At 65.2% G+C, this 20,552-nt stretch carries 20 protein-coding genes; 12 read left to right on the top strand and 8 right to left on the bottom strand.

Features of this window, described 5'->3' with window-relative positions; translation table 11 throughout:
* The first annotated feature begins 57 nt into the window (after window positions 1-57).
* From gor to MRY80_RS19855, 6 genes are all read left to right on the top strand, one after another.
* A complete protein-coding gene (gene gor, locus MRY80_RS19880) occupies window positions 58-1,449 on the top strand; it encodes a glutathione-disulfide reductase (RefSeq protein WP_293292835.1) in 1,392 nt (463 codons plus the stop codon).
* Window positions 1,450-1,514: 65 nt separating this feature from the next.
* The gene (locus MRY80_RS19875) at window positions 1,515-2,156 is read left to right on the top strand and encodes a gamma-glutamylcyclotransferase family protein (protein WP_293292833.1); all 642 of its coding nucleotides are present in this window, start codon (window positions 1,515-1,517) and stop codon (window positions 2,154-2,156) included.
* A 135-nt stretch (window positions 2,157-2,291) separates the two neighbouring features.
* A complete protein-coding gene (locus MRY80_RS19870; protein WP_293292832.1) occupies window positions 2,292-3,674 on the top strand; it encodes a 3-deoxy-7-phosphoheptulonate synthase class II in 1,383 nt (460 codons plus the stop codon).
* A gap of 91 nt (window positions 3,675-3,765) precedes the next feature.
* Complete coding sequence (locus MRY80_RS19865) at window positions 3,766-4,155, top strand: GFA family protein (RefSeq protein ID WP_293292831.1); 390 nt, start codon at window positions 3,766-3,768, stop codon at window positions 4,153-4,155.
* 89 nt (window positions 4,156-4,244) lie between these two features.
* A complete protein-coding gene (locus MRY80_RS19860) occupies window positions 4,245-5,042 on the top strand; it encodes a class III extradiol ring-cleavage dioxygenase (RefSeq protein WP_293292830.1) in 798 nt (265 codons plus the stop codon).
* A 40-nt stretch (window positions 5,043-5,082) separates the two neighbouring features.
* The gene (locus MRY80_RS19855) at window positions 5,083-5,673 is read left to right on the top strand and encodes a hemerythrin domain-containing protein (RefSeq protein ID WP_293292829.1); all 591 of its coding nucleotides are present in this window, start codon (window positions 5,083-5,085) and stop codon (window positions 5,671-5,673) included.
* 6 nt (window positions 5,674-5,679) lie between these two features.
* Here MRY80_RS19855 and MRY80_RS19850 read toward each other — a convergent pair whose 3' ends face one another.
* The gene (locus MRY80_RS19850; protein ID WP_293292828.1) at window positions 5,680-5,964 is read right to left on the bottom strand and encodes an acylphosphatase; all 285 of its coding nucleotides are present in this window, start codon (window positions 5,962-5,964) and stop codon (window positions 5,680-5,682) included.
* A complete protein-coding gene (locus tag MRY80_RS19845; protein ID WP_293292827.1) occupies window positions 5,961-6,308 on the bottom strand; it encodes a hypothetical protein in 348 nt (115 codons plus the stop codon). Before MRY80_RS19845 ends, MRY80_RS19850 begins: the two co-directional genes overlap by 4 nt.
* Window positions 6,309-6,622: 314 nt before the next feature.
* On the opposite strand from MRY80_RS19845, the gene rpsU reads away from it, so the two are divergent.
* Window positions 6,623-6,850, top strand: a complete 228-nt coding sequence (gene rpsU / locus MRY80_RS19840) for a 30S ribosomal protein S21 (RefSeq protein WP_293293059.1) — start codon at window positions 6,623-6,625, stop codon at window positions 6,848-6,850.
* A gap of 70 nt (window positions 6,851-6,920) precedes the next feature.
* On the opposite strand, the gene MRY80_RS19835 is transcribed toward rpsU, so the two are convergent.
* Window positions 6,921-7,760, bottom strand: a complete 840-nt coding sequence (locus MRY80_RS19835) for a class I SAM-dependent methyltransferase (RefSeq protein ID WP_293292826.1) — start codon at window positions 7,758-7,760, stop codon at window positions 6,921-6,923.
* A 229-nt stretch (window positions 7,761-7,989) separates the two neighbouring features.
* Between MRY80_RS19835 and MRY80_RS19830 the strand changes: the two genes are divergently transcribed.
* The 3 genes from MRY80_RS19830 (at window position 7,990) to MRY80_RS19820 (ending at window position 11,513) form a co-directional block, all read left to right on the top strand.
* A complete protein-coding gene (locus tag MRY80_RS19830) occupies window positions 7,990-9,663 on the top strand; it encodes an NAD+ synthase (protein ID WP_293292824.1) in 1,674 nt (557 codons plus the stop codon).
* Window positions 9,664-9,666: 3 nt separating this feature from the next.
* A complete protein-coding gene (locus tag MRY80_RS19825; RefSeq protein WP_293292823.1) occupies window positions 9,667-10,191 on the top strand; it encodes a hypothetical protein in 525 nt (174 codons plus the stop codon).
* Window positions 10,192-10,274: 83 nt separating this feature from the next.
* Window positions 10,275-11,513 (top strand): MFS transporter, encoded by a 1,239-nt coding sequence (locus MRY80_RS19820; protein WP_293292821.1) that lies wholly within the window; start codon window positions 10,275-10,277, stop codon window positions 11,511-11,513.
* 9 nt (window positions 11,514-11,522) lie between these two features.
* Here the strand turns inward: MRY80_RS19820 and MRY80_RS19815 are convergent, their stop codons facing one another.
* Window positions 11,523-12,248 (bottom strand): VIT1/CCC1 transporter family protein, encoded by a 726-nt coding sequence (locus MRY80_RS19815; protein WP_293292820.1) that lies wholly within the window; start codon window positions 12,246-12,248, stop codon window positions 11,523-11,525.
* A 107-nt stretch (window positions 12,249-12,355) separates the two neighbouring features.
* On the opposite strand from MRY80_RS19815, the gene MRY80_RS19810 reads away from it, so the two are divergent.
* Together MRY80_RS19810 and gltX are read left to right on the top strand one after the other, a co-directional pair.
* Window positions 12,356-13,591 (top strand): MFS transporter, encoded by a 1,236-nt coding sequence (locus MRY80_RS19810; RefSeq protein WP_293292819.1) that lies wholly within the window; start codon window positions 12,356-12,358, stop codon window positions 13,589-13,591.
* A gap of 53 nt (window positions 13,592-13,644) precedes the next feature.
* Window positions 13,645-15,024 (top strand): glutamate--tRNA ligase, encoded by a 1,380-nt coding sequence (gene gltX, locus MRY80_RS19805; protein WP_293292817.1) that lies wholly within the window; start codon window positions 13,645-13,647, stop codon window positions 15,022-15,024.
* Here the strand turns inward: gltX and MRY80_RS19800 are convergent.
* The 4 genes from MRY80_RS19800 to dgcA form a co-directional block, all read right to left on the bottom strand.
* Window positions 14,942-16,114: a DUF2865 domain-containing protein gene (locus tag MRY80_RS19800; RefSeq protein ID WP_293292816.1), complete on the bottom strand. Its 1,173-nt coding sequence runs from the start codon at window positions 16,112-16,114 to the stop codon at window positions 14,942-14,944. The two genes, gltX and MRY80_RS19800, sit on opposite strands and share 83 nt — an antisense overlap.
* A 133-nt stretch (window positions 16,115-16,247) precedes the next feature.
* Window positions 16,248-18,578, bottom strand: a complete 2,331-nt coding sequence (locus MRY80_RS19795) for an NADP-dependent malic enzyme (RefSeq protein ID WP_293292814.1) — start codon at window positions 18,576-18,578, stop codon at window positions 16,248-16,250.
* A gap of 36 nt (window positions 18,579-18,614) precedes the next feature.
* Window positions 18,615-19,391 carry an SDR family oxidoreductase gene (locus MRY80_RS19790; protein WP_293292813.1) on the bottom strand — a complete coding sequence of 259 codons (777 nt, stop codon included), beginning with the start codon at window positions 19,389-19,391 and terminating at the stop codon, window positions 18,615-18,617.
* A gap of 83 nt (window positions 19,392-19,474) precedes the next feature.
* Entirely contained in the window at window positions 19,475-20,467 is a 993-nt protein-coding gene (dgcA, locus tag MRY80_RS19785; protein ID WP_293292812.1) for an N-acetyl-D-Glu racemase DgcA, read from the bottom strand.
* Between the last annotated feature and the right edge of the window lie 85 nt (window positions 20,468-20,552).

Here is a 20,552-nt window from a genome sequence, read left to right as displayed (position 1 = left end):
GCGGCATGTCCTAAGCGGGCCGAAACAGAGGCGCGCGAAAGCCAGCGGAGTGAACCTATGACGCAATTCGACTACGATCTCTTTGTCATCGGCGGCGGGTCCGGCGGCGTGCGCGCCGCGCGTCTGGCCGGGGCCATGGGCAAGCGGGTCGGACTCGCCGAGGAATACCGCATGGGCGGCACCTGCGTGATCCGCGGTTGCGTCCCGAAAAAGCTCTTCGTCTACGCGTCGCAATATTCCGAGCATTTCGAGGACGCGCCCGGCTATGGCTGGACGGTCGGCGAAACCGCCTTTGACTGGCCGACCCTGATCGACGCCAAGGACAAGGAGATCGCCCGCCTCGAAGGTCTCTACCGCAAGGGGCTGGAAAACAACGGCGTGACGATCCACGAGACCCGCGCCCGGCTGGTGTCCAGACACGAGATCCTGCTGGAGGCGACCGGCGAGACGGTCACAGCCGACCAGATCCTGATCGCCGTCGGCGGCCGGCCGAACCTGCACGCTTCGCTGCCGGGTCACGAACATTGCATCACCTCCAACGGGGCCTTCCATCTGAAGGAATTCCCCAAGGCGGTGGTGGTCGAGGGCGGCGGCTACATCGCCGTCGAATTCGCCAACATCTTCCACGGCCTCGGCGCCGATACGACACTGGTCTATCGCGGCCAGAAGATTCTCGGCGGCTTCGACGAGGACCTGCGTGACCACCTGCAGGAAACGATGATCGCCAAGGGCATCAAGGTGATCTGCCACCAGGTGCTCGACAAGGTCGAAAAGCGGCCCGACGGCGGGCTGAACGCGCATCTGTCGGGCGGCGAGGCGCTCGCCGCCGATCAGATCCTGCTGGCGCTCGGTCGCGTGCCCAACACCGAAGGGCTGGGCCTGGATCACGCCGGCGTGGAGACGGATTCGCGTGGCGCGATCACGGTCGACGCTTGGTCGCGCAGCAGCGCCGGCAACATCTGGGCCGTCGGTGACGTCACCAACCGCATGCAATTGACGCCGGTCGCCATTCACGAGGCCATGTGCTTCCTGGAAACCGCATTCAAGGATAATCCGACCGAACCGGACTACGACACGATCGCGACGGCGGTCTTCTCGCAGCCGGAGATCGGCACGGTGGGGCTGACCGAAGCGCAGGCGGCGCACAAATATGCCGAGCTGGAGGTCTACCGCGCGAGTTTTCGGCCGATGCACAACATCCTGCCGGGTCGTGACGAGAAGATGCTGATGAAGCTGATCGTCGATGCCGAAAGCAGGGTCGTCGTAGGCGCCCACATCATCGGCCCCGGAGCCGGCGAGATGGCGCAGTTGCTCGGCATTTCCCTGAAGGCGCGCTGCACCAAGGATGATTTCGACGCCACGATGGCGGTGCATCCGACGGCGGCGGAAGAGCTCGTCACCATGTATGCGCCGACCTACCGGGTCAAAGACGGCGCGCGGATCGACTGACGGGTCCTTGAACGGGGCTCGGTGGAGGCCCTATCTGTGAGGCTGGAAGGTTTCGACACACTGCCATGAGCCCCGATCAACTTGAAGAGATGTTCCGCGCTGCGGCCCGAGGCGAGGTCTTTGCCTATTTCGGCTACGGATCGCTCGTCAATCGTGACACCCATCGCACCCAGACCTACGGCGCCGTGCGTGCGCATGTGCGCGGATGGCGCCGGCATTGGCAGGGACGGCCGCAGCGTGTCGACAATCCGATCTCGCTTCTGAGCGTCAAGGCGGAGCGCGAAGCCGGGCATCTGTTGCCGGGCCTGCTCGTCTTCGACCGGATCGAAAACCTGCCGGCGCTGGACGAACGCGAGTTCAATTATCACCGCCGTGTTGTCGATCCGGCCGCGCTCTCGGTCGCAACCGACCTCGCGCTCGACCTGCCGGTCTACATCTACGAGGGCAAGCAGGAAGTCGCGCCGGACACGGGCCATGCGATCCTGCAGAGCTATCTCGACGCCGTGCTGCAAGGCTATCTCTACGAGTATGGGCGCGAGGCCGTCCGGAGCTTCATCGCCGACACGCATGCCTTCGACGACACGCCGGTCATTCGCGACCGGCACGCGCCCCGCTACATGCGCGCCGTCACGCTGCGCGAGGACGAAGCGACCATGTTCGACGAGGCGCTCGAGGCACATGGTGTTGCCTTTCGGGAACTTCCCTAGTTTCTCCGGCCCCGGCCGGCGTCGTGCGGGCTGGAAACACAAGTGGGTTTCCCGTATAGGGGCGCGACGGTCGGCTTGAGAGGACAATATGCCGCTCCGTCTTTTGAACCTGCAAAGCAAACGCGAGTAACGACAATGGCACAGACGTGGACCCCTGAGAGTTGGAGAGCAAAACCCATCCTGCAGGTCCCGACCTATCCGGACCAGCAGGTCCTGGAAGAGGTCGAGGCCCGTCTGCGCACCTATCCGCCGCTCGTTTTTGCAGGCGAGGCGCGGGCGCTCAAGAAGCAGCTGGCGGACGTCAGCGAGGGCAAGAGTTTTCTGCTCCAGGGCGGTGATTGCGCCGAGAGCTTCGCCGAACACGGCGCCGACACGATCCGCGATTTCTTCCGCGCCTTCCTGCAGATGGCGGTCGTGCTGACCTATGGCGGCTCCAAGCCCGTCGTGAAGGTCGGCCGCATCGCGGGCCAGTTCGCCAAGCCGCGCTCGTCGGACAACGAGACCCAGGACGGCGTCACGCTGCCGTCCTATCGCGGTGACATCATCAACGGCATCGAGTTCAACGAGACCTCGCGCATTCCCGACCCGAACCGCCAGGAAATGGCGTACCGTCAGTCGGCCGCGACGCTGAACCTGCTGCGCGCCTTCGCACAGGGCGGTTTCGCCAATCTGGAGAACGTGCATCGCTGGATGCTCGGCTTCGTCGGCGACAGCCCGCAGCGCGAGCGTTACGAGGCGATGGCCGACCGTATTTCCGAATCCATGGAATTCATGCGTTCCATCGGGATCACGGCCGAGAACTACGCCAAGCTGCGCGAGACGGATTTCTACACCAGCCACGAGGCGCTGCTGCTCGGCTACGAAGAGGCGCTGACGCGTGTCGATTCCACGTCGGGCGACTGGTACGCCACGTCGGGTCACATGATCTGGATCGGCGACCGCACCCGCCAGGCCGATCACGCGCACATCGAATACTGCCGCGGCATCAAGAACCCTATCGGCCTCAAATGCGGACCGTCCCTGCAGGCTGATGATCTCATCAACCTGATCGACATCCTCAACCCGGCCAACGAGGCGGGTCGCATCACGCTGATCGCGCGCTTCGGTCACGAGAAGGTCGCCGAGCATCTTCCGCGCCTCATCCGCGCCGTCGAGCGCGAAGGCAAGAAGGTGGTCTGGTCCTGCGATCCCATGCATGGCAACACGATCACCGCCAACGGCTACAAGACGCGCCCGTTCGATCGCATCCTGTCGGAGGTCGAGCAGTTCTTCGAGATCCACCGCTCCGAGGGCACCTATCCGGGCGGCATCCATGTCGAGATGACCGGCAAGAACGTGACCGAATGCACCGGCGGTGCGCGGGCCGTCTCGGCCGACGAGCTGCAGGATCGCTATCACACCCATTGCGACCCGCGCCTCAATGCCGACCAGGCTCTGGAACTGGCGTTCCTCATCGCCGAGAACCTGAAGACCGACAGGAACGGCAACGGCGAGAAGAAGCTGGCGGTCAACGGCTGATCTCGCGACGCTTCGTGTCGCGGAAAGCGCTCTGGGAATGGCGGGGACGGTCCATGATCGTCCCCGTTTTTGTTTGACGGGGGACACCGGAATGGATCAACGATCGGGCGGATGCCACTGCGGCGCCGTGAGTTTCACAGTCACCGGGCCCGTCCGCGGCGTGATCTATTGCCATTGCGAGCAGTGCCGCAAACAAAGCGGCCACGTCGTGGCGGCGACTGCCTGCGGAGACGAGCAGTTTGCCCCGTCGGGCATGGACAACCTGACCTGGTATGCCGCTTCGAACACGGCAAAGCGCGGCTTCTGTCGCACCTGCGGATCGCTTCTCTTCTGGAAGGCGAATGACAGCGACCGGATCTCGATCATGGCCGGATCCTTCGACCAGCCGAGCGGCCTCACCGCGACCGAACACATCCATGTCGCCGACAAGGGCGACTACTACGAGATCTCGGACGGGCTGCCGCAGCACGCCGTGCGTTGATTGTTTCTCATTGTTGAACGTAATGTCTTTTTCTGTCCACTGGATCGGTGGGGCGAGGCGGATTATGTGCGTCGGCAAGGAGAACAACAATGACTGCCATTCCCAGCATCTTCGTATCCCATGGCGGACCCAACGTCGTGATCGAGCCTTCCGAAGCGCATGATTTCCTCGCCTCGCTCGGATCGCTTCTGCCGCGACCGAAGGCAATCGTCATGGTCTCTGCGCATTTCGAGACCGACGGCCCGGTGGTCGTCACCGATCCGCATCCCGGCATGATCTACGATTTCGGCGGCTTCTCGCCGGAACTCTATGAGAAGGTCTATCCCGCGCCGGGCGATCCGGAACTCGCCGGCCGTGTCGCGCAGATGCTCGCCGACGCCGGGCTGGCGCCCCGCATCGCGCCGCAGCGCGGCTATGATCACGGCGCCTGGAACCCGCTCATCCTCGCATGGCCGGACGCCGACATTCCCGTCGTGCAGCTGTCGATCGATCCCAACCGCGACGCGTCCTACCACTACGCGCTCGGCAAGGCCCTGGCGCCGTTGCGCGAGGAGGGCGTGCTTCTGTTCGGCTCGGGCCACATCACGCACAATCTCCGCGCGATCTTCGCGTCGATCCGCCGTGGACAGGAGCCCGATCCCGCACTGCCGGGCCAGATCGAGGCGTTCACGGAGTGGTTTGCCGAGCAGTTCGCGAAGGGAGACCGCGAGGCGATCCTCGACTGGCGCGCGCGCGCGCCGTTCATCGCCGAGAATCATCCGACCGACGAACACCTGCTGCCGCTCTTCTTCGCCTATGGCGCGGCAGGCGAGGGGGCGCAGCCGGAAAGGGCGCATCATTCCCGCCAATACGGTTTCTTCGCCTGGGACTCATGGTTCTTCCACTGAAGGGCTTGACCGTCGGCGAACGGTTTGCAGATAGGCTGGCATGACAGACCTTCCCCCCGAACTCGCTCTCGGCACACGCCGGGAGCTTCCCGCCGATCTCCGCTATCTGCTGGAGCGCTATCCCCGCACGCAGTGGCAGGCCCACGCCAATCTCGGCGACATGGCGCAGTTCTGGCTGCAGCGCCACGACATGTTCCGCGAATTGGGCGGGATGCTCGGCTCAAGCGTCTCGGACTATCGCGAAGGGCGGCTTGAAGCGCAGCCCTTCGCCTCCTTCTTCGTGCCGCGCCTGCAATTCTTCCTCCAGCAGATGCACGGCCACCACCAGATCGAGGACCTGCATTACTTCCCGGTCTTCACCCGCGCCGAGACCGGGCTGAAGCGCGGCTTCGCTCTGCTGGACAGCGATCATCACGTGATCCACGACGCGCTGGAGCGCAATGCGCATGGCGCCAACGCCTTTCTCGGCAAACTCGGCGAGGGACGGGACGCCGCACGCTTCGCGGCCGATTCCTACGCAAAGGACACCGAGGACCTCGTCGCCATGCTGCTGCGCCACCTGGAAGACGAGGAGGACCTGATCATCCCTGTGATTCTCGATCGTGGCGAAGACCAGCTCGGCCTGATGTAGGCGCGATCAGCGCAGGACCTGGAACCCGCTCAGGGCCTCCGTCGGTCCGGCGTCCTCGACCTTCACATCGGTGACATCGGCCTTCGGCGGCCCCTGCCAGAGGAGCCGGATCATGGCGTCGACGGCTTCCGGCGCCCCGGACAGGAGCGCCGACACCGATCCGTCGGCCTCGTTGCGCACCCATCCCTTGAGACCCAGTTCCGTGGCTTCCCTTGATGTCCAGGCGCGGAACCATACGCCCTGCACGCGGCCCGTGATCCGAACGGACACGGTCTTCGGTTCGTCGCTCATCGCCGATCCTCCCTGCGGGCGCGCAGGCGGTTGCTTGCCAGGAAAAGCAGGCCGGCCACCAGCAACGGCCCGCCCAGCATCAGATTGACCGCAGCCGGATTCGACAGGAGCAGGAAGGGCGAGAGGCCGGCGAATAGGAACAGGATGCCGCCGAGCCACTCGATGCGCCAGGCGATGACGAGGGCGACCAGCAGCGCGAGGCTCGGCAGGAGGTGAACGGCAAATTCGATCGCTGCTTCCGTCCACAGCGTCCCCGGCCGGAACGCGTCAAGCGCGAACATCGACAGGAAGAGGATCGCGGCGATGGCGATGACGCGCGCCGCCCAGCGTGAGATTCTCGTCACGGTCCCTCCATCCTCATCCGTTCTCGATCGGGTGTGGCATTTTTCATTTTCCGTCGTTATATACGCCCTGTCCGGTTCGACCGCAGCGTTGAACCGGTCTGCTGCGCAAGACGCCGGGGGCTTTCCCTTTCCGTCTGTCTGTTCCGCGATCCGGCTCTCGCCGTTTTGCATTTCGTGTGCGGCAGAACGCCATGCGCGTATCGTCCAATCAGGCGATTTCGACGTTGCCATCGGCGCCGCCTCGTGGTGCCCGGCAGCGATTCTCCGGCGCCGCACGTCGTGCGGTGTCCAACACGAACCGAATGAGGAAGCCATTGCAAGTTCTCGTCAGAGACAACAACGTTGACCAGGCCCTGCGGGTCCTGAAGAAGAAGATGCAGCGCGAAGGCCTTTTCCGCGAGATGAAGGCGCGCCGTTCCTATGAGAAGCCCTCCGAAAAGCGCGCCCGCGAAAAGGGCGAAGCCGTTCGCCGCAGCCGCAAGCAGGCGCGCAAGCTGGCACAGCGCGAGGGCCTGATCGCACGCAAGGGCGGTCGTCGCTGATCGAAAGCCTGGCATGCAGCCGGCTCCGGGGAAGCGATTCCCCGCCAAGCCGGCTGCGCCGTTCCCGCGGCTAGTCCGGCCGCGACGCGATGATCGAGAACATCGCTTCGGCATCCTTCCAGCGGTCGCCGGTGACCGCATCGACAGGATCCCCGACCTCAAAACCGCTGCCCCTCAATTCCGCCGCCAGCTCTTCAGGCTCGAAATATCGCAGCCAGTTGAAGACCTCGAATGAGCGATCCGGCTCGACGATCAGGTATCGGTCGAGCGCAAGCGATTCTTCCGCGTAGAGAAACGTCTTCGAGAAGCCGAAATAGTTTTCGGCCGACCAAAAGCCGTCCATCAGCCGGAAGCCGAAACCGGTCTTTTCTTCCAATCCCGCGAACTGCGCCTTCGCAAAGGCGTCCAGAACGAACCGGCCGCCGGGCTTCAGCGCGGCGTGGACCTTTGCCAGCAGTGTCCGGCGTTGCGCAGGCGACAATGCGCAGATGTCTCCATAGATCAGGACGATCAGGTCCTGATGTCCGGGAAGGGGATCGGCTAGGTAGTCCAGCCGGACAAACGCGATATCGAGGCCGTCGGCGCCGGCGCACGCTCTCGCATGAGCCAGCGAGGTTTCGGAGAAGTCGCAGCCGGTGACCGTCGCGCCGCGACGGGCGAAGTCCCGGGCATAGAGCCCCGGGCCGCATCCCAGATCGCAAACGGACTTGCCTTTCAGGCCGATCCTCCGATCGATCCAGCCGGCGATGCGCTGGATCGAGCCCGGCTTGCGCGAGGCGATGTCGTGGGCCGGGTCGAGGTGATAGTCCAGCATCCGTTGCGCGATATGCGCATCGGTCCAGAGCGTGTCCGCCGTGTAGCGCGAGAACGGCGCGGGACGTTTGTGAAATTCAGTCAGTTGTTCGTACATGATGGTGCTTTCGGTGACGCGGCTCCGCAGAGCGGCGCGGTCAGACGTCTTGACGTGAGATGCAGAAAGCCATGCGCTCGCGGACGAATCCGGAACGGTGTTTTCGAGCGCCGAGGGCTATGAAGAAGGCTGACTGGTGAAAGCGCGGCCATATCGGACGACACCGGCCTGCAAGTCAACCGCGGCCTGCGCAATTGCGCCTGTGGGAGAGCCGCGCTAATGCTCGCCCATGAGCACCGCCCCTGACGTTTTGCGCATTGCCGTCGCGCAAATGAACCCCACCGTCGGCGACATCGCCGGCAATCTCGCCAAGGCGCGCGAGGCGCGCGCGGACGCGGCCCGTCACGGCGCCGATCTGATCCTCTTCACCGAATTGTTCATCTCCGGCTATCCGCCGGAGGACCTCGTCATGAAACCGGCCTTCCTGGCGGCCTGCGAGGCGGCGGTGAGGGAATTCGCGGCCGACACGGCGGATGGCGGGCCGGGGGTCGTCATCGGCGTCCCACTGGCGCGCGGCGAACTGCGCCACAATTCGGTGATGGTCCTGGATGGCGGCGCGGTGGTCGCGGAGCGCCACAAGGTCGATCTCCCGAATTACGGCGAGTTCGACGAGAAACGTGTCTTTCATGCGGGCCCGATGCCGGGACCTGTCGATTTTCGCGGCGTCCGGCTGGGCATTCCGGTCTGCGAGGACATCTGGGGCGATCTCGATGTTTGCGAGACGCTGGCGGAATCGGGCGCGGAAATCCTGCTGGTGCCGAACGGCTCGCCCTATTACCGCGGCAAGATCGACATCCGCCACCAGATCGTCATCAGGCAGGTCATCCAGAGCGACCTGCCGATCCTCTATGCCAACCAGCTCGGCGGTCAGGACGAACTGGTCTTCGACGGCGCGAGCTTCGCGTTCAACGCCGATCGAAAGCTCGCCTTCCAGATGAGCCAGTTCGAGGACCAGGTGACGGTGACGACCTGGCGGCGCGGCGAGGAGAGCTGGTACTGCGACGAAGGGCCGATGTCGCGCATTCCCGAAGGCGAGGAGGCCGACTACCGGGCCTGCATGCTGGGGCTGCGCGACTACGTCAACAAGAACGGCTTCAAAAGCGTCGTGCTGGGCCTTTCGGGCGGCATCGATTCCGCCATCTGTGCGGCGCTTGCCGTCGATGCGCTCGGCGAGGAGCGGCTGCACGCGATCATGCTGCCCTACAAATACACGTCGTCGGAATCGCTCGCCGACGCCGAGATCTGCGCGAAGATGCTCGGCTGCCGCTACGATGTCGTGCCGATCAAGGCGCCGGTCGAGGGCTTCATGGCGTCGCTCGCCAACATGTTCGAGGGCACGGGCGAAGGCGTCACCGAGGAGAACCTGCAAAGCCGCACGCGCGGCACGATCCTCATGGCGATCTCCAACAAATTCGGCTCGATGGTCGTGACGACCGGCAACAAGTCCGAGATGAGCGTCGGCTATGCGACGCTCTACGGCGACATGAATGGCGGCTTCAACCCGATCAAGGACCTCTACAAGATGCAGGTCTACGGGCTGGCGCGCTGGCGCAACACCCACACGCCGCCCGGCGCGCTCGGCCCGACCGGCATGGTCATTCCGCAGAACATCATCGACAAGGAACCGTCCGCGGAACTGCGCCCCGACCAGACCGACCAGGATTCGCTGCCGCCTTATCCGGTGCTCGACGACATTCTCGAATGCCTCGTCGAACACGAGATGGCGGTCGACGACATCGTCGCGCGCGGCCATGACCGCGACCTCGTCCACCGGATCGAGCATCTGCTCTACATCGCCGAATACAAGCGCCGCCAGTCGGCGCCGGGCGTGAAGATCACCCGCAAGAACTTCGGCCGCGACCGGCGCTACCCGATCACCAACCGCTTCCGGGACCGGACGTGAGCGGTGTTCTACATAGACCGCGACAATTCCCTCAGGGTGTTTGAACGCTACCAGAAGCGGTCTCCAAACGCCGAGGAACGCGACATCATCGACGCCTACTGGGCAATCGAAGCTCAGGGTCGCATTATTCCTCTGCTTTTCGAAGAGTTGGTGGAGCTTTTTGAAGGCGGGTCAGCACTTGCGGAAGCGGCGATCGAGTTTCTTGCAAAGCGATATCCGCAGGCACAGGAGTATCTTGTGTCCCTGTCGGACAACAAAGATCGCAGAATGCGCAACAAGGCGGCGATTTGGGCGCAGCAAGCTCCTGAACCCCTGGGTCTGAAAGTCGCGACCAAGCTGATCGTCGACAAGTCAGTCGCCGTGCGACGTTCAGCGGCCATCTATTTCTGCAGGAAGCTCGTCAGGGGCGCATTCCGTGACCGCGAGTTTGTCCATGCGCAAATTGAACGCGAAACTGATCCGATCGTCATCGAGGAGTTGAAGCTCGGCTTGGCAAATTTCGACAAGGGCCACATAGAGATTGAATAGAATTGCAGATGCCGCAGTCTGGTCGGCAGGGTCGTCGATCGAGACCACGTGGCGAGATATTGTTTCGCACTGAGTAATCCGTATTGGTCGCTTTTCCTTCTTTCCTGCGCGAAAACGCCCGCTGGCTGGCCGGCGGGTTCCTGCTGACGCTGTTTTCCAGCTACGGCCAGACCTTCTTCATCGCGCTGTCGAGTGGCGGCATTCGCGAAGAACTGGGCCTGAGCCATGGTGACTTCGGCTGGCTCTACATGTGGGCGACGCTGGCGAGCGCGGCGGCCATTCCCTTTGCCGGCCGGTTCGCCGACACGATGCGCATCGAGCGTTACGCCGTGCTGGTCATCGCCGGGTTGTCGGCAGCGATGGTGACGCTGTCGCAGGCGCGCGACCCGGTCGTCCTCTTCATCGCGCTCGCCTGCCTGCGCTTCTTCGGACAAGGGCTGATGAGCCATGCGTCGATGACGGCGATGGGGCGGTGGTTCACGGCCAATCGCGGCAAGGCCGTATCGTCCGCGGCCATGGGCCACCAGCTCGGCGAAAGCGTCATGCCGATCAGCTTTGTCGCTCTCGCGGCGCTTGTCGGATGGCGCGGCGGTTGGCTCATCAACGCCGGCTTCGTCCTGATCTTCGTCCTTCCGGCGGTCTGGCTTCTGATGCGCGTGCCGCGCGAGCCGAACGCCGCCGAGAAGAAGAGCGGCGCCGAAGGGCGGCAGTGGAGCCGGGGCGAGGTGCTGCGCGATCCGCTGTTCTGGCTGCTTCTGGCAGGGCTGATGGCGCCGCCGGTGATCGGAACCACGGTGTTCTTCCACCAGGTCTATCTGACGGAGCTGCGCGGCTGGGCGCTCGGCCAGTTCGCCGGTTCGACGCCGGTGATCTCGGTCTTTGCGATCGCCGCGACGGTGGTTGCGGGGCTGGTCATCGACCGTTTCGGCTCCGCGGTCCTGCTGCCGGTCATGCTCGTCTGCACCGCGATCGCCAATCTGACGATCGGACTCGTCGCGCCGGCATGGTCCATTCTCGTCTACATGGCCGGCATGGGCGCCGCATTCGGCATCTACGCCACCGCCTTCGGCGCGATCTGGCCGGAACTCTACGGGACGAGGAATCTCGGTGCGATCAAATCCGTCGTCACCGCGCTGATGGTGTTTTCCACCGCGCTCGGCCCGGGCCTGAGCGGTTGGCTGATCGACCGGGGCGTGTCGTATCCGGCGATCATCGCCGCGATGGGCCTCTATTGCATTCTTGCGGCCGTCGCGATGCTCGCCGTCATCCGGATCACGCGCCGACGCGCCGCACTTCGAACGGAAATCGCCGCTGCCGGCTGACGCGCGCCGCTATCCCGCCCAGCCGCGCAGCAGATAGCCGATGGCGAAGGCCGCGAAGGCGGCGGCGAGGCCGATCCCCAGCGTCTCCAGACCGGAGAGCCACCAGCGATTGAGCGACCAGCGGCTCTTCACCGAACCGATGGCGAAGAACACGCTCGAGGTCATCACCAGCGCGACCGGCATGGCCATGTCCGTCGGCAGCAGCACGTAGGGCAGGAGGGGCACAGCGCCGCAGATGACGAAGGCGATGAAGGTCGCGATGGCGGAGCGCATCGGATCGCGCACCGTGCCGCTCTGGCCGTGTTCCTCGAACAACATCGTCGCGACCCAGCGCTCGCGGTCCGAGGTGATCGCCTCGACGGCATGTTCCAGCGTTTCGCCTTCCAGCCCCTTGATCGCCATGATCTGGCGGATCTCCTCGCGCTCGCCATCCGGATCGACGGCGATGTGGCGATATTCCATGGCACGCAGCCGCTCCAGGTCGTCGACTTCCGTCTTCGTGCCGGAATAGTTGCTCGCCGCCATCGAAATGCCGTCGGCGACCAGGTTGGCCAGGCCGAGAATGATCACCACCTTGGCGGAGAGCGAGGCGCCGACCACACCGGCGACGATGGCGAATGTCGTCACCGCCCCGTCGATGCCGCCATAGACCCAGTCGCGCAGGTAATTCGGCTTGTTGCCGTCCAGCAGGCGACGGCGGATTGCTTCGGCGGTATGTTTGTGCTCAAGCCTCATGGCGCGGTTCCGGTTCCTCTCCCGTCACACATATCTGTGGCCGCATATATGCGCAAACCGCGTTCGCCGGACAGCGTCATTCGCGCCTTATTTCAGCAGGACAAGCCATGTCTTTCTTTTCGTTCCTCTTTTCCAATGCGCGCTGGCTCGTCGGCGGGTTCCTGCTGACGCTCTTTTCCGCCTTCGGCCAGACCTATTTCATTTCTCTGTCGGCGGGTAACATCCGGGCCGAATACGACCTGTCGCACGGCCAATTCGGCCTGATCTACATGGCAGCGACGCTGGCGAGCGCGCTTTCGCTGACATGGGTCGGCAGGCTGGTCGACCGGTTCAGCCCGTTCCATGTGACGCTCATCATCATCCCGCTGCTGGCCGCCGGGTCCGTCGCCATGGCGTTTTCCCATCACATCGTCACGCTCGTCGGGGTCATCTATATCCTGCGGCTGTTCGGGCAGGGGATGATGACGCAGAACGCGATGACCGCCACCGCGCGCTGGTTCGCGGCCAATCGCGGGCGCGCGATCTCGCTGGTCGCGCTCGGCCAGAACACCGGCGAAGCGACGTTCCCGCTGCTCTTCGTCCTTGTCGCGGGCGCCATCGGCTGGCGGATGAGCTGGGTCGCCGGCGCTTGCCTGCTGATCGTCGTCGCGCTGCCGGCGATTGCGGCGCTCTATCGGCGCGAACGGGTGCCGCAGGCCTCCGATCCGGAACCGAAGGCCGCCGCCGCGCGAGACTGGACACGCGGCGAGGTGCTGCGCGATCCCGCGTTCTGGCTGATGCTCGTCGGCGTCATGGCGCCGCCCTTCATCGGCACGACGATCTTCTTCCACCAGATCTATCTCGTCGAGTTGCGCGGCTGGTCGCTGGACGATTTCGCCGCGTCCTTCGCGCTGATGTCGGGCATGACGATCGTCTTCGCCCTGATCTGCGGATCGCTCGTCGACCGGCTTTCGGCCGTGCGGCTCCTGCCGAGCTTCCTGCTGCCGCTGGCCGGCGCCTGCATCGTGCTGGCGATCTCGCCGGCAACCTGGGCGCCCTTCATCTTCATGGGCTTGCTCGGCATCTCCTACGGCTTCTCTAGCACCCTGTTCGGCGCCTTGTGGCCGGAGGTCTACGGAACCGCGCATCTCGGCTCGATCCGCTCGCTGACGGTGGCCGCGATGGTGTTTTCCACCGCCATGGGCCCGGGCCTCACCGGCGCGCTGATCGACATGCAGGTTTCCTACCCGGCGCAGGTCTTCGCGATGGGCCTCTATTGCATCATGGCCAGCGTCGTCCTGTTCTTCGTTTCCCTGCGTCTCGCCGCCCGCAACGCCGCGACCGAGGGACAAGCCTTGCAATGAGTGCCGGGCAAGGCTAACCGCAGGCGCATTCCCACGATCCGAAAGCAGACCGCATGTCCGTCACCGTCCGTTTCGCGCCGTCGCCCACCGGCAATATCCATATCGGCAATGTGCGCACCGCGCTGTTCAACTGGCTCTACGCGCTGAAGCATGAGGGCCGGTTCGTCCTGCGGTTCGATGACACGGACACGGCGCGTTCCCGGCAGGAATATGCCGACCAGATCGCGGCGGACCTGACATGGCTCGGCGTGCATCCGCATCGCATCGAGTACCAGTCGAAACGCGCCGCGGCGCATGACGCGGCCGCCGAGAAACTCAAACAGGCGGGCCTGCTCTATCCCTGCTACGAAACGGCGGAGGAACTGGACCGGCGGCGCAAGATCCGGCTGTCGCGCAAGCTGCCGCCCGTCTACGGCCGCGAGGCGCTGAAACTCACCGACGAGGACCGTGCCGCGCTCGAAGCCGAGGGACGCCGCCCGCATTGGCGCTTCCTGCTGCCGAACTTCGCGGACACCCCGTTCGAGACGCAGCGCACCGGGGTGCAGTGGGACGATGTCGTGCGCGGGCCGCAGACCGTCGATCTCGCCTCCATGTCGGACCCGGTGCTCATCCGCGAGGACGGCACCTATCTCTACACGCTGCCGTCCGTCGTCGATGACATCGACATGGGCGTCACCCACGTGATCCGCGGCGACGATCACGTCACCAACACCGGCGCGCAGATCGCGCTGTTCCGGGCGCTGGGCGCGGTCGCGCCGGAATTCGGTCACCACAATCTCCTGACGACGACGACGGGAGAGGGGCTGTCGAAACGCTCCGGCGCCCTGTCGATCAAGGCGCTGAACGATGACGGTTTCGAGCCGATGGCGGTCGCGTCGCTCGCCGTCCTGATCGGCACCTCGGTCGCCGTTTCGGCGATGCCCTCGCTGGAGGTCATGGCGCAGAGCTTCGACCCCGCGGCGACATCGAAATCGGCGGCGAAATTCGATCCTTCGGAACTCGACGTCCTCAACCGCCAGATCGTGCATGACCTGTCCTATGAGGCGGTGGCCGACAGGCTCCGCGCGGCGGGCGTCGATGCGGACGATGCCCGCGCCGAAGCCTTCTGGCTCGCCGTGCGCGGCAATCTCGACCGGGTCGCGCAGGCGGCGGACTGGTGGAGCATCGTCACCCGGGGGCCGGCGACCGACGCCGTGCTGGAGGGCGAGGATCTCGACTATGCGCGCGCCGCCTTCGATCTCCTGCCCGATGGCGACGTGAGTTCGGCGAGCTGGAGCGAGTGGACGTCGGCGGTGAAATCGGCGACGGGTCGCAAGGGCAGGGCGCTGTTCATGCCGCTGCGCATCGCGCTTACCGGTCGCTCGTCCGGTCCGGAGATAGCAGATCTATTGCCGCTTCTGGGGCGGGAAGGAATTCTGGCCCGACGACCCTGACGGACCGCGACGCCGCGTCCACGCCCTCGTCCTCGTCCTCGTCGGAAGGCTCCGCCGGTTGTGCGGTTTCGGCCGGCTCCGGTTCCGTCCCGAGATTCGCATCGTTCATGATCTCGGTGGCGGCCGCTGAGGGCGTCGATTGCTGCGCGTTCGCCGACGCCTGCGCGACGCGGCAGGTGCAGGACGGATCGGCCGCTTCGGTGCGGGTCTTTCTGTAGAGAAACGCGGTCGGCAACGCGGTGTAGGGCTGGCCCTGCAGCGAGATCATCTCCTCGCTTTCCTGGTCGGGCACGCGATGGAAATAGAGTTTGGCCTCGGTCGCCGGGCACATCGCCGCGCACGCCTGCGCATCGCGTTCGAAATAGTCGAAGGCGGTCGAAAACGAGATCGGGAAATAGTAGCCGTCACACGTTCGCACGCACAGCGTCCGGAACGACCCTGACAGGTGGGGCACCGTGATGGCGCGGCTGTCGGAGCGCGTCGCCTCCGGCTGATCGTCAGGAACGAGGATCGACGAACCGCCCTGCGTGCCGGGCTCGTAGACCCGCTGCCGGCCGACCCCCTCGCGCACGATGATGCGGCTCTTGCGCGGGTTCGGATCGGGCTTCGGCGGAATGACGGTGACCGTCCGCGACTGCGGCTCCTGCCTGGCGACGCGTTGCCGGTCGTCGCAGCGGTTCATGTCCAGGCGGTTCTCGATGGCGCGGATCAGGGCCGCGTTCTGGCCGCCCGACAGGCGGTCGCGCTGGCGCTGCAGCGCATCCAGATTGATGCGCATCTGCCGGATCGTGCGATCGAGTGACAGGCAGGCCGCCGACGGCCGGGCATCGCAATTCTGGCTGCGCCGGATGGAAATCGTCTTCTCGATCTCTTCGCGCTGGTGGATGGCCGCCTCGGCATAGCGCCGCACCTGCGAACGCGCGCCGGAGCCGATTTGCGACGCCTCGCGCAATTGCCGGCGCAAATCGGAGCAGACATCGGCCGAAGCGGTCGAAAGGGCGGGGAGGGCGAAGGCAATCGTCGCCACGGCGATCGCCGCCATGCGCAAGCCTGCGACGCGAGCGTGGTTGAAGCGGGTGTGTCCCGGCACGTGCATTTCACTCCGCAGAGGAGTCCCTTCACCCGACTGTCTACAAGGCAAATGTGGCAAGGGCGGTGAAATACCCGCCTCTCGCACCGCTTTTTGTTGCCTGTAGCCTTAACGCGGCTTGAATGGCGACGGCCTATTCGGCCGCGACCGCGGACACGTCCTTCTGGGCCGCTTCGACCACGGCAAGCGCGGTCATGTTCACCACGCCGCGCGACGTCACCGAAGGCGTCAGGATATGGGCCGGCTTGGCGGTTCCGAGCAGGATCGGGCCCACATGCAGGGCGTCGGTCATGGTCTTCACCGCGTTCAGCGTGATGTTCGCCGAATCCAGGTTCGGGAAGACGAGCAGGTTCGCTTCGCCGTTCAGGATCGAATTCGGATAGACCCGGTCGCGCAGCGCCTGGTCGAGGGCGGAATCCGCATGCATCTCGCCATCGGCGCAGAGGCCCGGCGCGATGCGGTGCAGGATGCTCGTCGCGGCGCGCATCTTCAACGCGGATTCGGAATCGCGCGAGCCGAAATTGGAGTGCGACAGGAGTGCGGCCTTGGGTTCGATGCCGAAACGCGCGATTTCGCGTGCGGCAAGAACTGCCATTTCCGCGATCTCCTCGGCGCACGGATCGACCGTGACATAGGTGTCCGTGTAGAAGCTGACGCCGCGCTGCGAAATCAGCATCGACAGGGCCGACAGGTCCTGCGCCCTCGGCTCGAGGCCGACGATCAGCCGCACGTGGTTCAGGTGCCGCTCGTAGCGCCCCTCAAGGCCGCAGATCATCGCGTCTGCCTCGCCGCGCAGGAGCGCCAGCGCCGCAATTACGGTCGAATTGGTGCGCACGAGCGTCCGCGCCGCGTCGGGCGTGACGCCCCGGCGTCCGCCGATCCGGACCAGGTCGTCCACATAGTCGCGATAGCGGGGGTCGTTCTCCGGATTGACCAGTTCGAAATGCTCGCCCGGCCGGATCTTCAGGCCGAAGCGCTTGAGGCGGGTTTCGACGACATCCGGCCGGCCGATCAGGATCGGACGGGCGATGCGGTCTTCCAGAACCACCTGCGCCGCGCGCAGCACGCGTTCGTCCTCGCCGTCGGCATAGACCACGCGATTGGTGCTCGCCGACTGGGCGGCCGCGAAGACCGGTTTCATCACCAGGCCCGAGCGGAAAACGAAGCGGTTGAGCCCGTCGAGATAGGCCGTCATGTCCTCGATCGGACGCAGCGCGACCCCGCTGTCGGCGGCGGCCTTGGCGACGGCCGGCGCGATGCGCAGGATCAGCCGGGGGTCGAAGGGCGACGGAATGAGGTAGTCGGGCCCGAAGACGGGCGTGTCGCCGGAATAGGCGCGTGCCGCGACGTCCGACGGTTCTTCACGGGCGAGGCTCGCGATCGCCTTGACCGCGGCGGCCTTCATGTCCTCGTTGATCGTCGTCGCGCCGGCGTCCAGCGCGCCGCGGAAGATGTAAGGAAAACACAGTACGTTGTTGACCTGATTGGGGAAATCGGACCGTCCCGTGCAGATCATGGCGTCCGGCCGGGCTTCGCGCGCGACGTCCGGCATGATCTCGGGCACCGGGTTGGCGAGCGCCATGATCAGCGGCCTTTCGGCCATTTCCTTCAGGCATTCGGGTTTCAGGACACCCGCGGCCGACAGGCCGAGAAACACGTCCGCGCCGGGAATGACATCCGTCAGTTTCCGCTTGTCGGTCTTCTGGGCGTAGATCGACTTGTAGCGGTCCATGAGGGCTTCGCGGCCTTCATAGACGAGGCCTTCGATGTCGCAGACCCAGATGTTTTCGCGCTTCGCGCCGAGAGACACCAGCTGGTTCAGGCAGGCAAGCGCGGCCGCGCCCGCGCCGGAGGTGACGATCTTCGCCGTCTCGATCGACTTGCCGGCCAGTTCGAGCCCGTTGAGGACCGCGGCGGCGACGATGATCGCGGTGCCGTGCTGGTCGTCATGGAAGACGGGAATGTTCATCTGCTCGCGCAGGCGGGCTTCCACTTCGAAGCACTCCGGCGCCTTGATGTCTTCCAGGTTGATGCCGCCGAAGGTCGGTTCCAGCGCGGAGACCACGGACACCATGCGCTCGATGTCCGGCGCGTCGATCTCGATGTCGAAGACGTCGATCGCCGCGAATTTCTTGAACAGGACGGCCTTGCCTTCCATCACCGGCTTGGAGGCCAGCGGCCCGATATTGCCGAGCCCGAGAACCGCCGATCCGTTGGAGACGACGGCGACCAGGTTGCCGCGCGCGGTGTAGTCGCTCGCCTTGCCGGGATCGTGGGCGATCGCCAGGCAGGGCGCCGCGACGCCCGGCGAATAGGCCAGTGCCAGGTCGCGCTGGTTGCCGAGCGGCTTGGTCGCCTGGATCTCCAGTTTGCCGGCGCGCGGATATTGATGGAAGAAGAGAGCGGCCTCGTCGAGGCTGGCCGACGGCGCTCTCGCCTGGTCCGGTGTGGCGTCCTGTTGCATGCCGCTTACCCCTCGGTCTGTCGCGATCCCGGCGCCCTAGAAGGCGCTCGGGAACAATCCGCCGTCGAGCTTGATGTTCTGGCCGGTGAGATAGCCGGCATGGGTCGAACACAGGAACGCGCAGGTGCGGCCGAATTCGTCGGGATCGCCGAGCCTCTGGGCCGGGATGAGCTTCGACTGCCGGTCGCGTTCCGCGTCGATGCTGGTTCCGGCCTTCTCGGCCCCGAACTTGAAGGTCGCGCGGATGCGGTCGGTGTCGAACTTGCCGGGCAGGATGTTGTTGATCGTCACGTTCCTGTCGATCACCGACCGGGCGATGCCGGCGAGGAAGGACGTCAGGCCGGCACGCGCGCCCGACGAGAGGTCGAGCCCGAGGATGGGCTGGTAGACGGACATCGAGGTGATGTTGACGATCCGGCCGAAGCCGCGGTCGGTCATGCCGTCGATCACCTTCTGGATCATCTCGATCGGCGTCACCATGTTCTGCGTCACGCCGGCGAGGATCGCCTCGCGGTCGAGTTCGCGGAAGTCGCGCAGCGCCGGGCCGGCATTGTTGTTGACCAGGATGTCGGGATTGGGGCAGGCGGCGAGCAGTTCGGCCTGAATGGCGGGATCGGACACGTCGCCGAGGACGACCGTCACCTTGACGCCACGGGAGCGCAGCTCATCGGCGGTCGCATTGGTCGTTTCCGGGTTGCGGCCGTTGATGACGAGTTCGACACCTTCGTCGGCCAACGCCACCGCGCACCCCCGCCCCAACCCGCGGCTGGATGCGCACACGATCGCCTTTCGGCCCTTCAAACCAAGATCCATGCTGCTCCCCTGACGTTTTTTTCTGCCCCCTTATAGGCGCGCGCGTCCCGGTCCGAAAGATCAAGCGCGCGGTGTTTTTGTGCTCAACCCCAGAGTTCGGAACGCGGCGGCGAGACCAGATTGCCGGCATATTGGAGGGCGGGCGTGCGATCGCGCGCCAGCAGCAACGGGCCGTCCAGATCGACATAATCGGCGTCCTGGGCCAGCAGGACGGCCGGCGCCATGGCCAGAGAGGTGCCCACCATGCAGCCGATCATCACGCCGAATCCCAATTCGCGGGCGCGATCGCGCATCTGCAGCGCGGCGGTCAGGCCGCCCGTCTTGTCGAGCTTGATGTTGATGACGTCGTAGCGGTCCCGGAGCGCTTCCAGGTCGTCGGCCGTGTGCGCGCTTTCATCGGCGCAGATCGGCACCGGATGCGGAATTCCGGCAAGCATCGCGTCCTGGCCGGCGGGCAGGGGCTGTTCGATCAGGGCGATGCGCACCCGCGCCGCCTCGCGCATCAGTTCAGGCAGGCTGTCGGGCGTCCACGCCTCGTTGGCGTCGGCGATGATGCGGCTGCGCGGCGCGGCGGCTGCTACGGCATGCATGATGGCGACGTCGTCCTGACCGCCCAGCTTGATCTTCAGGAGCGGTCGTCGCGAGGCGCTGCGCGCGGCATCGGCCATCACATCCGGACTGTCGAGCGAGATGGTGAAGGCGGTCTCCACCGGTCGCGGCGGCTGGCGGCAGGCCAGGGCATGGGCGTGGCGCCCGGAGAGCTTGGCCTGCAGGTCCCACAGCGCGCAATCGAGCGCATTGCGGGCCGCGCCGGGCGCCAGCGTGCTGGAAAGCCTGTCCTGCGTCAGGTCATGGCCGAGGTCGCGCGCCGTGTTCTCGATGGCCTCGATCACCGAGGCGGTCGTTTCGCCATATCGGGCGTAAGGCACGCATTCGGACAATCCGCCTCGTCCGTCCTTGGAGATTCGGCAGACCACCACTTCGGCTTCCGTCTTCGACGCGCGCGAAATGCGGAACTGGCCGTTGATCGGATAGCGCTCGACCCATGCCTCGACCGTGCAACCGGAGAAGTCCATTGCGTTTCTGGTCTCCCGCTTCATTGCGATAAATTGGCCGATGTGGCGCATGCGCCGCAGACTCAGCCCTTGTGCGGCGGTAGTA

This window comes from Oricola sp. (assembly GCF_022763245.1).
Classification (GTDB): domain Bacteria; phylum Pseudomonadota; class Alphaproteobacteria; order Rhizobiales; family Rhizobiaceae; genus Oricola.
The sequence above is the reverse complement of the archived record's forward strand: the minus strand, read 5'-3'. Positions and strand labels throughout refer to the sequence as shown.

Bases quoted from the DNA above. Each gene is read 5' to 3' on its own strand.
- gor (WP_293292835.1), top strand. From the start codon at position 58: ATGACGCAATTCGACTACGATCTCTTTGTCATCGGCGGCGGGTCCGGC.
- MRY80_RS19875 (WP_293292833.1), top strand. From the start codon at position 1,515: ATGAGCCCCGATCAACTTGAAGAGATGTTCCGCGCTGCGGCCCGAGGC.
- MRY80_RS19870 (WP_293292832.1), top strand. From the start codon at position 2,292: ATGGCACAGACGTGGACCCCTGAGAGTTGGAGAGCAAAACCCATCCTG.
- MRY80_RS19865 (WP_293292831.1), top strand. From the start codon at position 3,766: ATGGATCAACGATCGGGCGGATGCCACTGCGGCGCCGTGAGTTTCACA.
- MRY80_RS19860 (WP_293292830.1), top strand. From the start codon at position 4,245: ATGACTGCCATTCCCAGCATCTTCGTATCCCATGGCGGACCCAACGTC.
- MRY80_RS19855 (WP_293292829.1), top strand. From the start codon at position 5,083: ATGACAGACCTTCCCCCCGAACTCGCTCTCGGCACACGCCGGGAGCTT.
- MRY80_RS19850 (WP_293292828.1), bottom strand. From the start codon at position 5,964: ATGAGCGACGAACCGAAGACCGTGTCCGTTCGGATCACGGGCCGCGTG.
- MRY80_RS19835 (WP_293292826.1), bottom strand. From the start codon at position 7,760: ATGTACGAACAACTGACTGAATTTCACAAACGTCCCGCGCCGTTCTCG.
- MRY80_RS19830 (WP_293292824.1), top strand. From the start codon at position 7,990: ATGAGCACCGCCCCTGACGTTTTGCGCATTGCCGTCGCGCAAATGAAC.
- MRY80_RS19815 (WP_293292820.1), bottom strand. From the start codon at position 12,248: ATGAGGCTTGAGCACAAACATACCGCCGAAGCAATCCGCCGTCGCCTG.
- MRY80_RS19810 (WP_293292819.1), top strand. From the start codon at position 12,356: ATGTCTTTCTTTTCGTTCCTCTTTTCCAATGCGCGCTGGCTCGTCGGC.
- gltX (WP_293292817.1), top strand. From the start codon at position 13,645: ATGTCCGTCACCGTCCGTTTCGCGCCGTCGCCCACCGGCAATATCCAT.
- MRY80_RS19795 (WP_293292814.1), bottom strand. From the start codon at position 18,578: ATGCAACAGGACGCCACACCGGACCAGGCGAGAGCGCCGTCGGCCAGC.
- MRY80_RS19790 (WP_293292813.1), bottom strand. From the start codon at position 19,391: ATGGATCTTGGTTTGAAGGGCCGAAAGGCGATCGTGTGCGCATCCAGC.
- dgcA (WP_293292812.1), bottom strand. From the start codon at position 20,467: ATGGACTTCTCCGGTTGCACGGTCGAGGCATGGGTCGAGCGCTATCCG.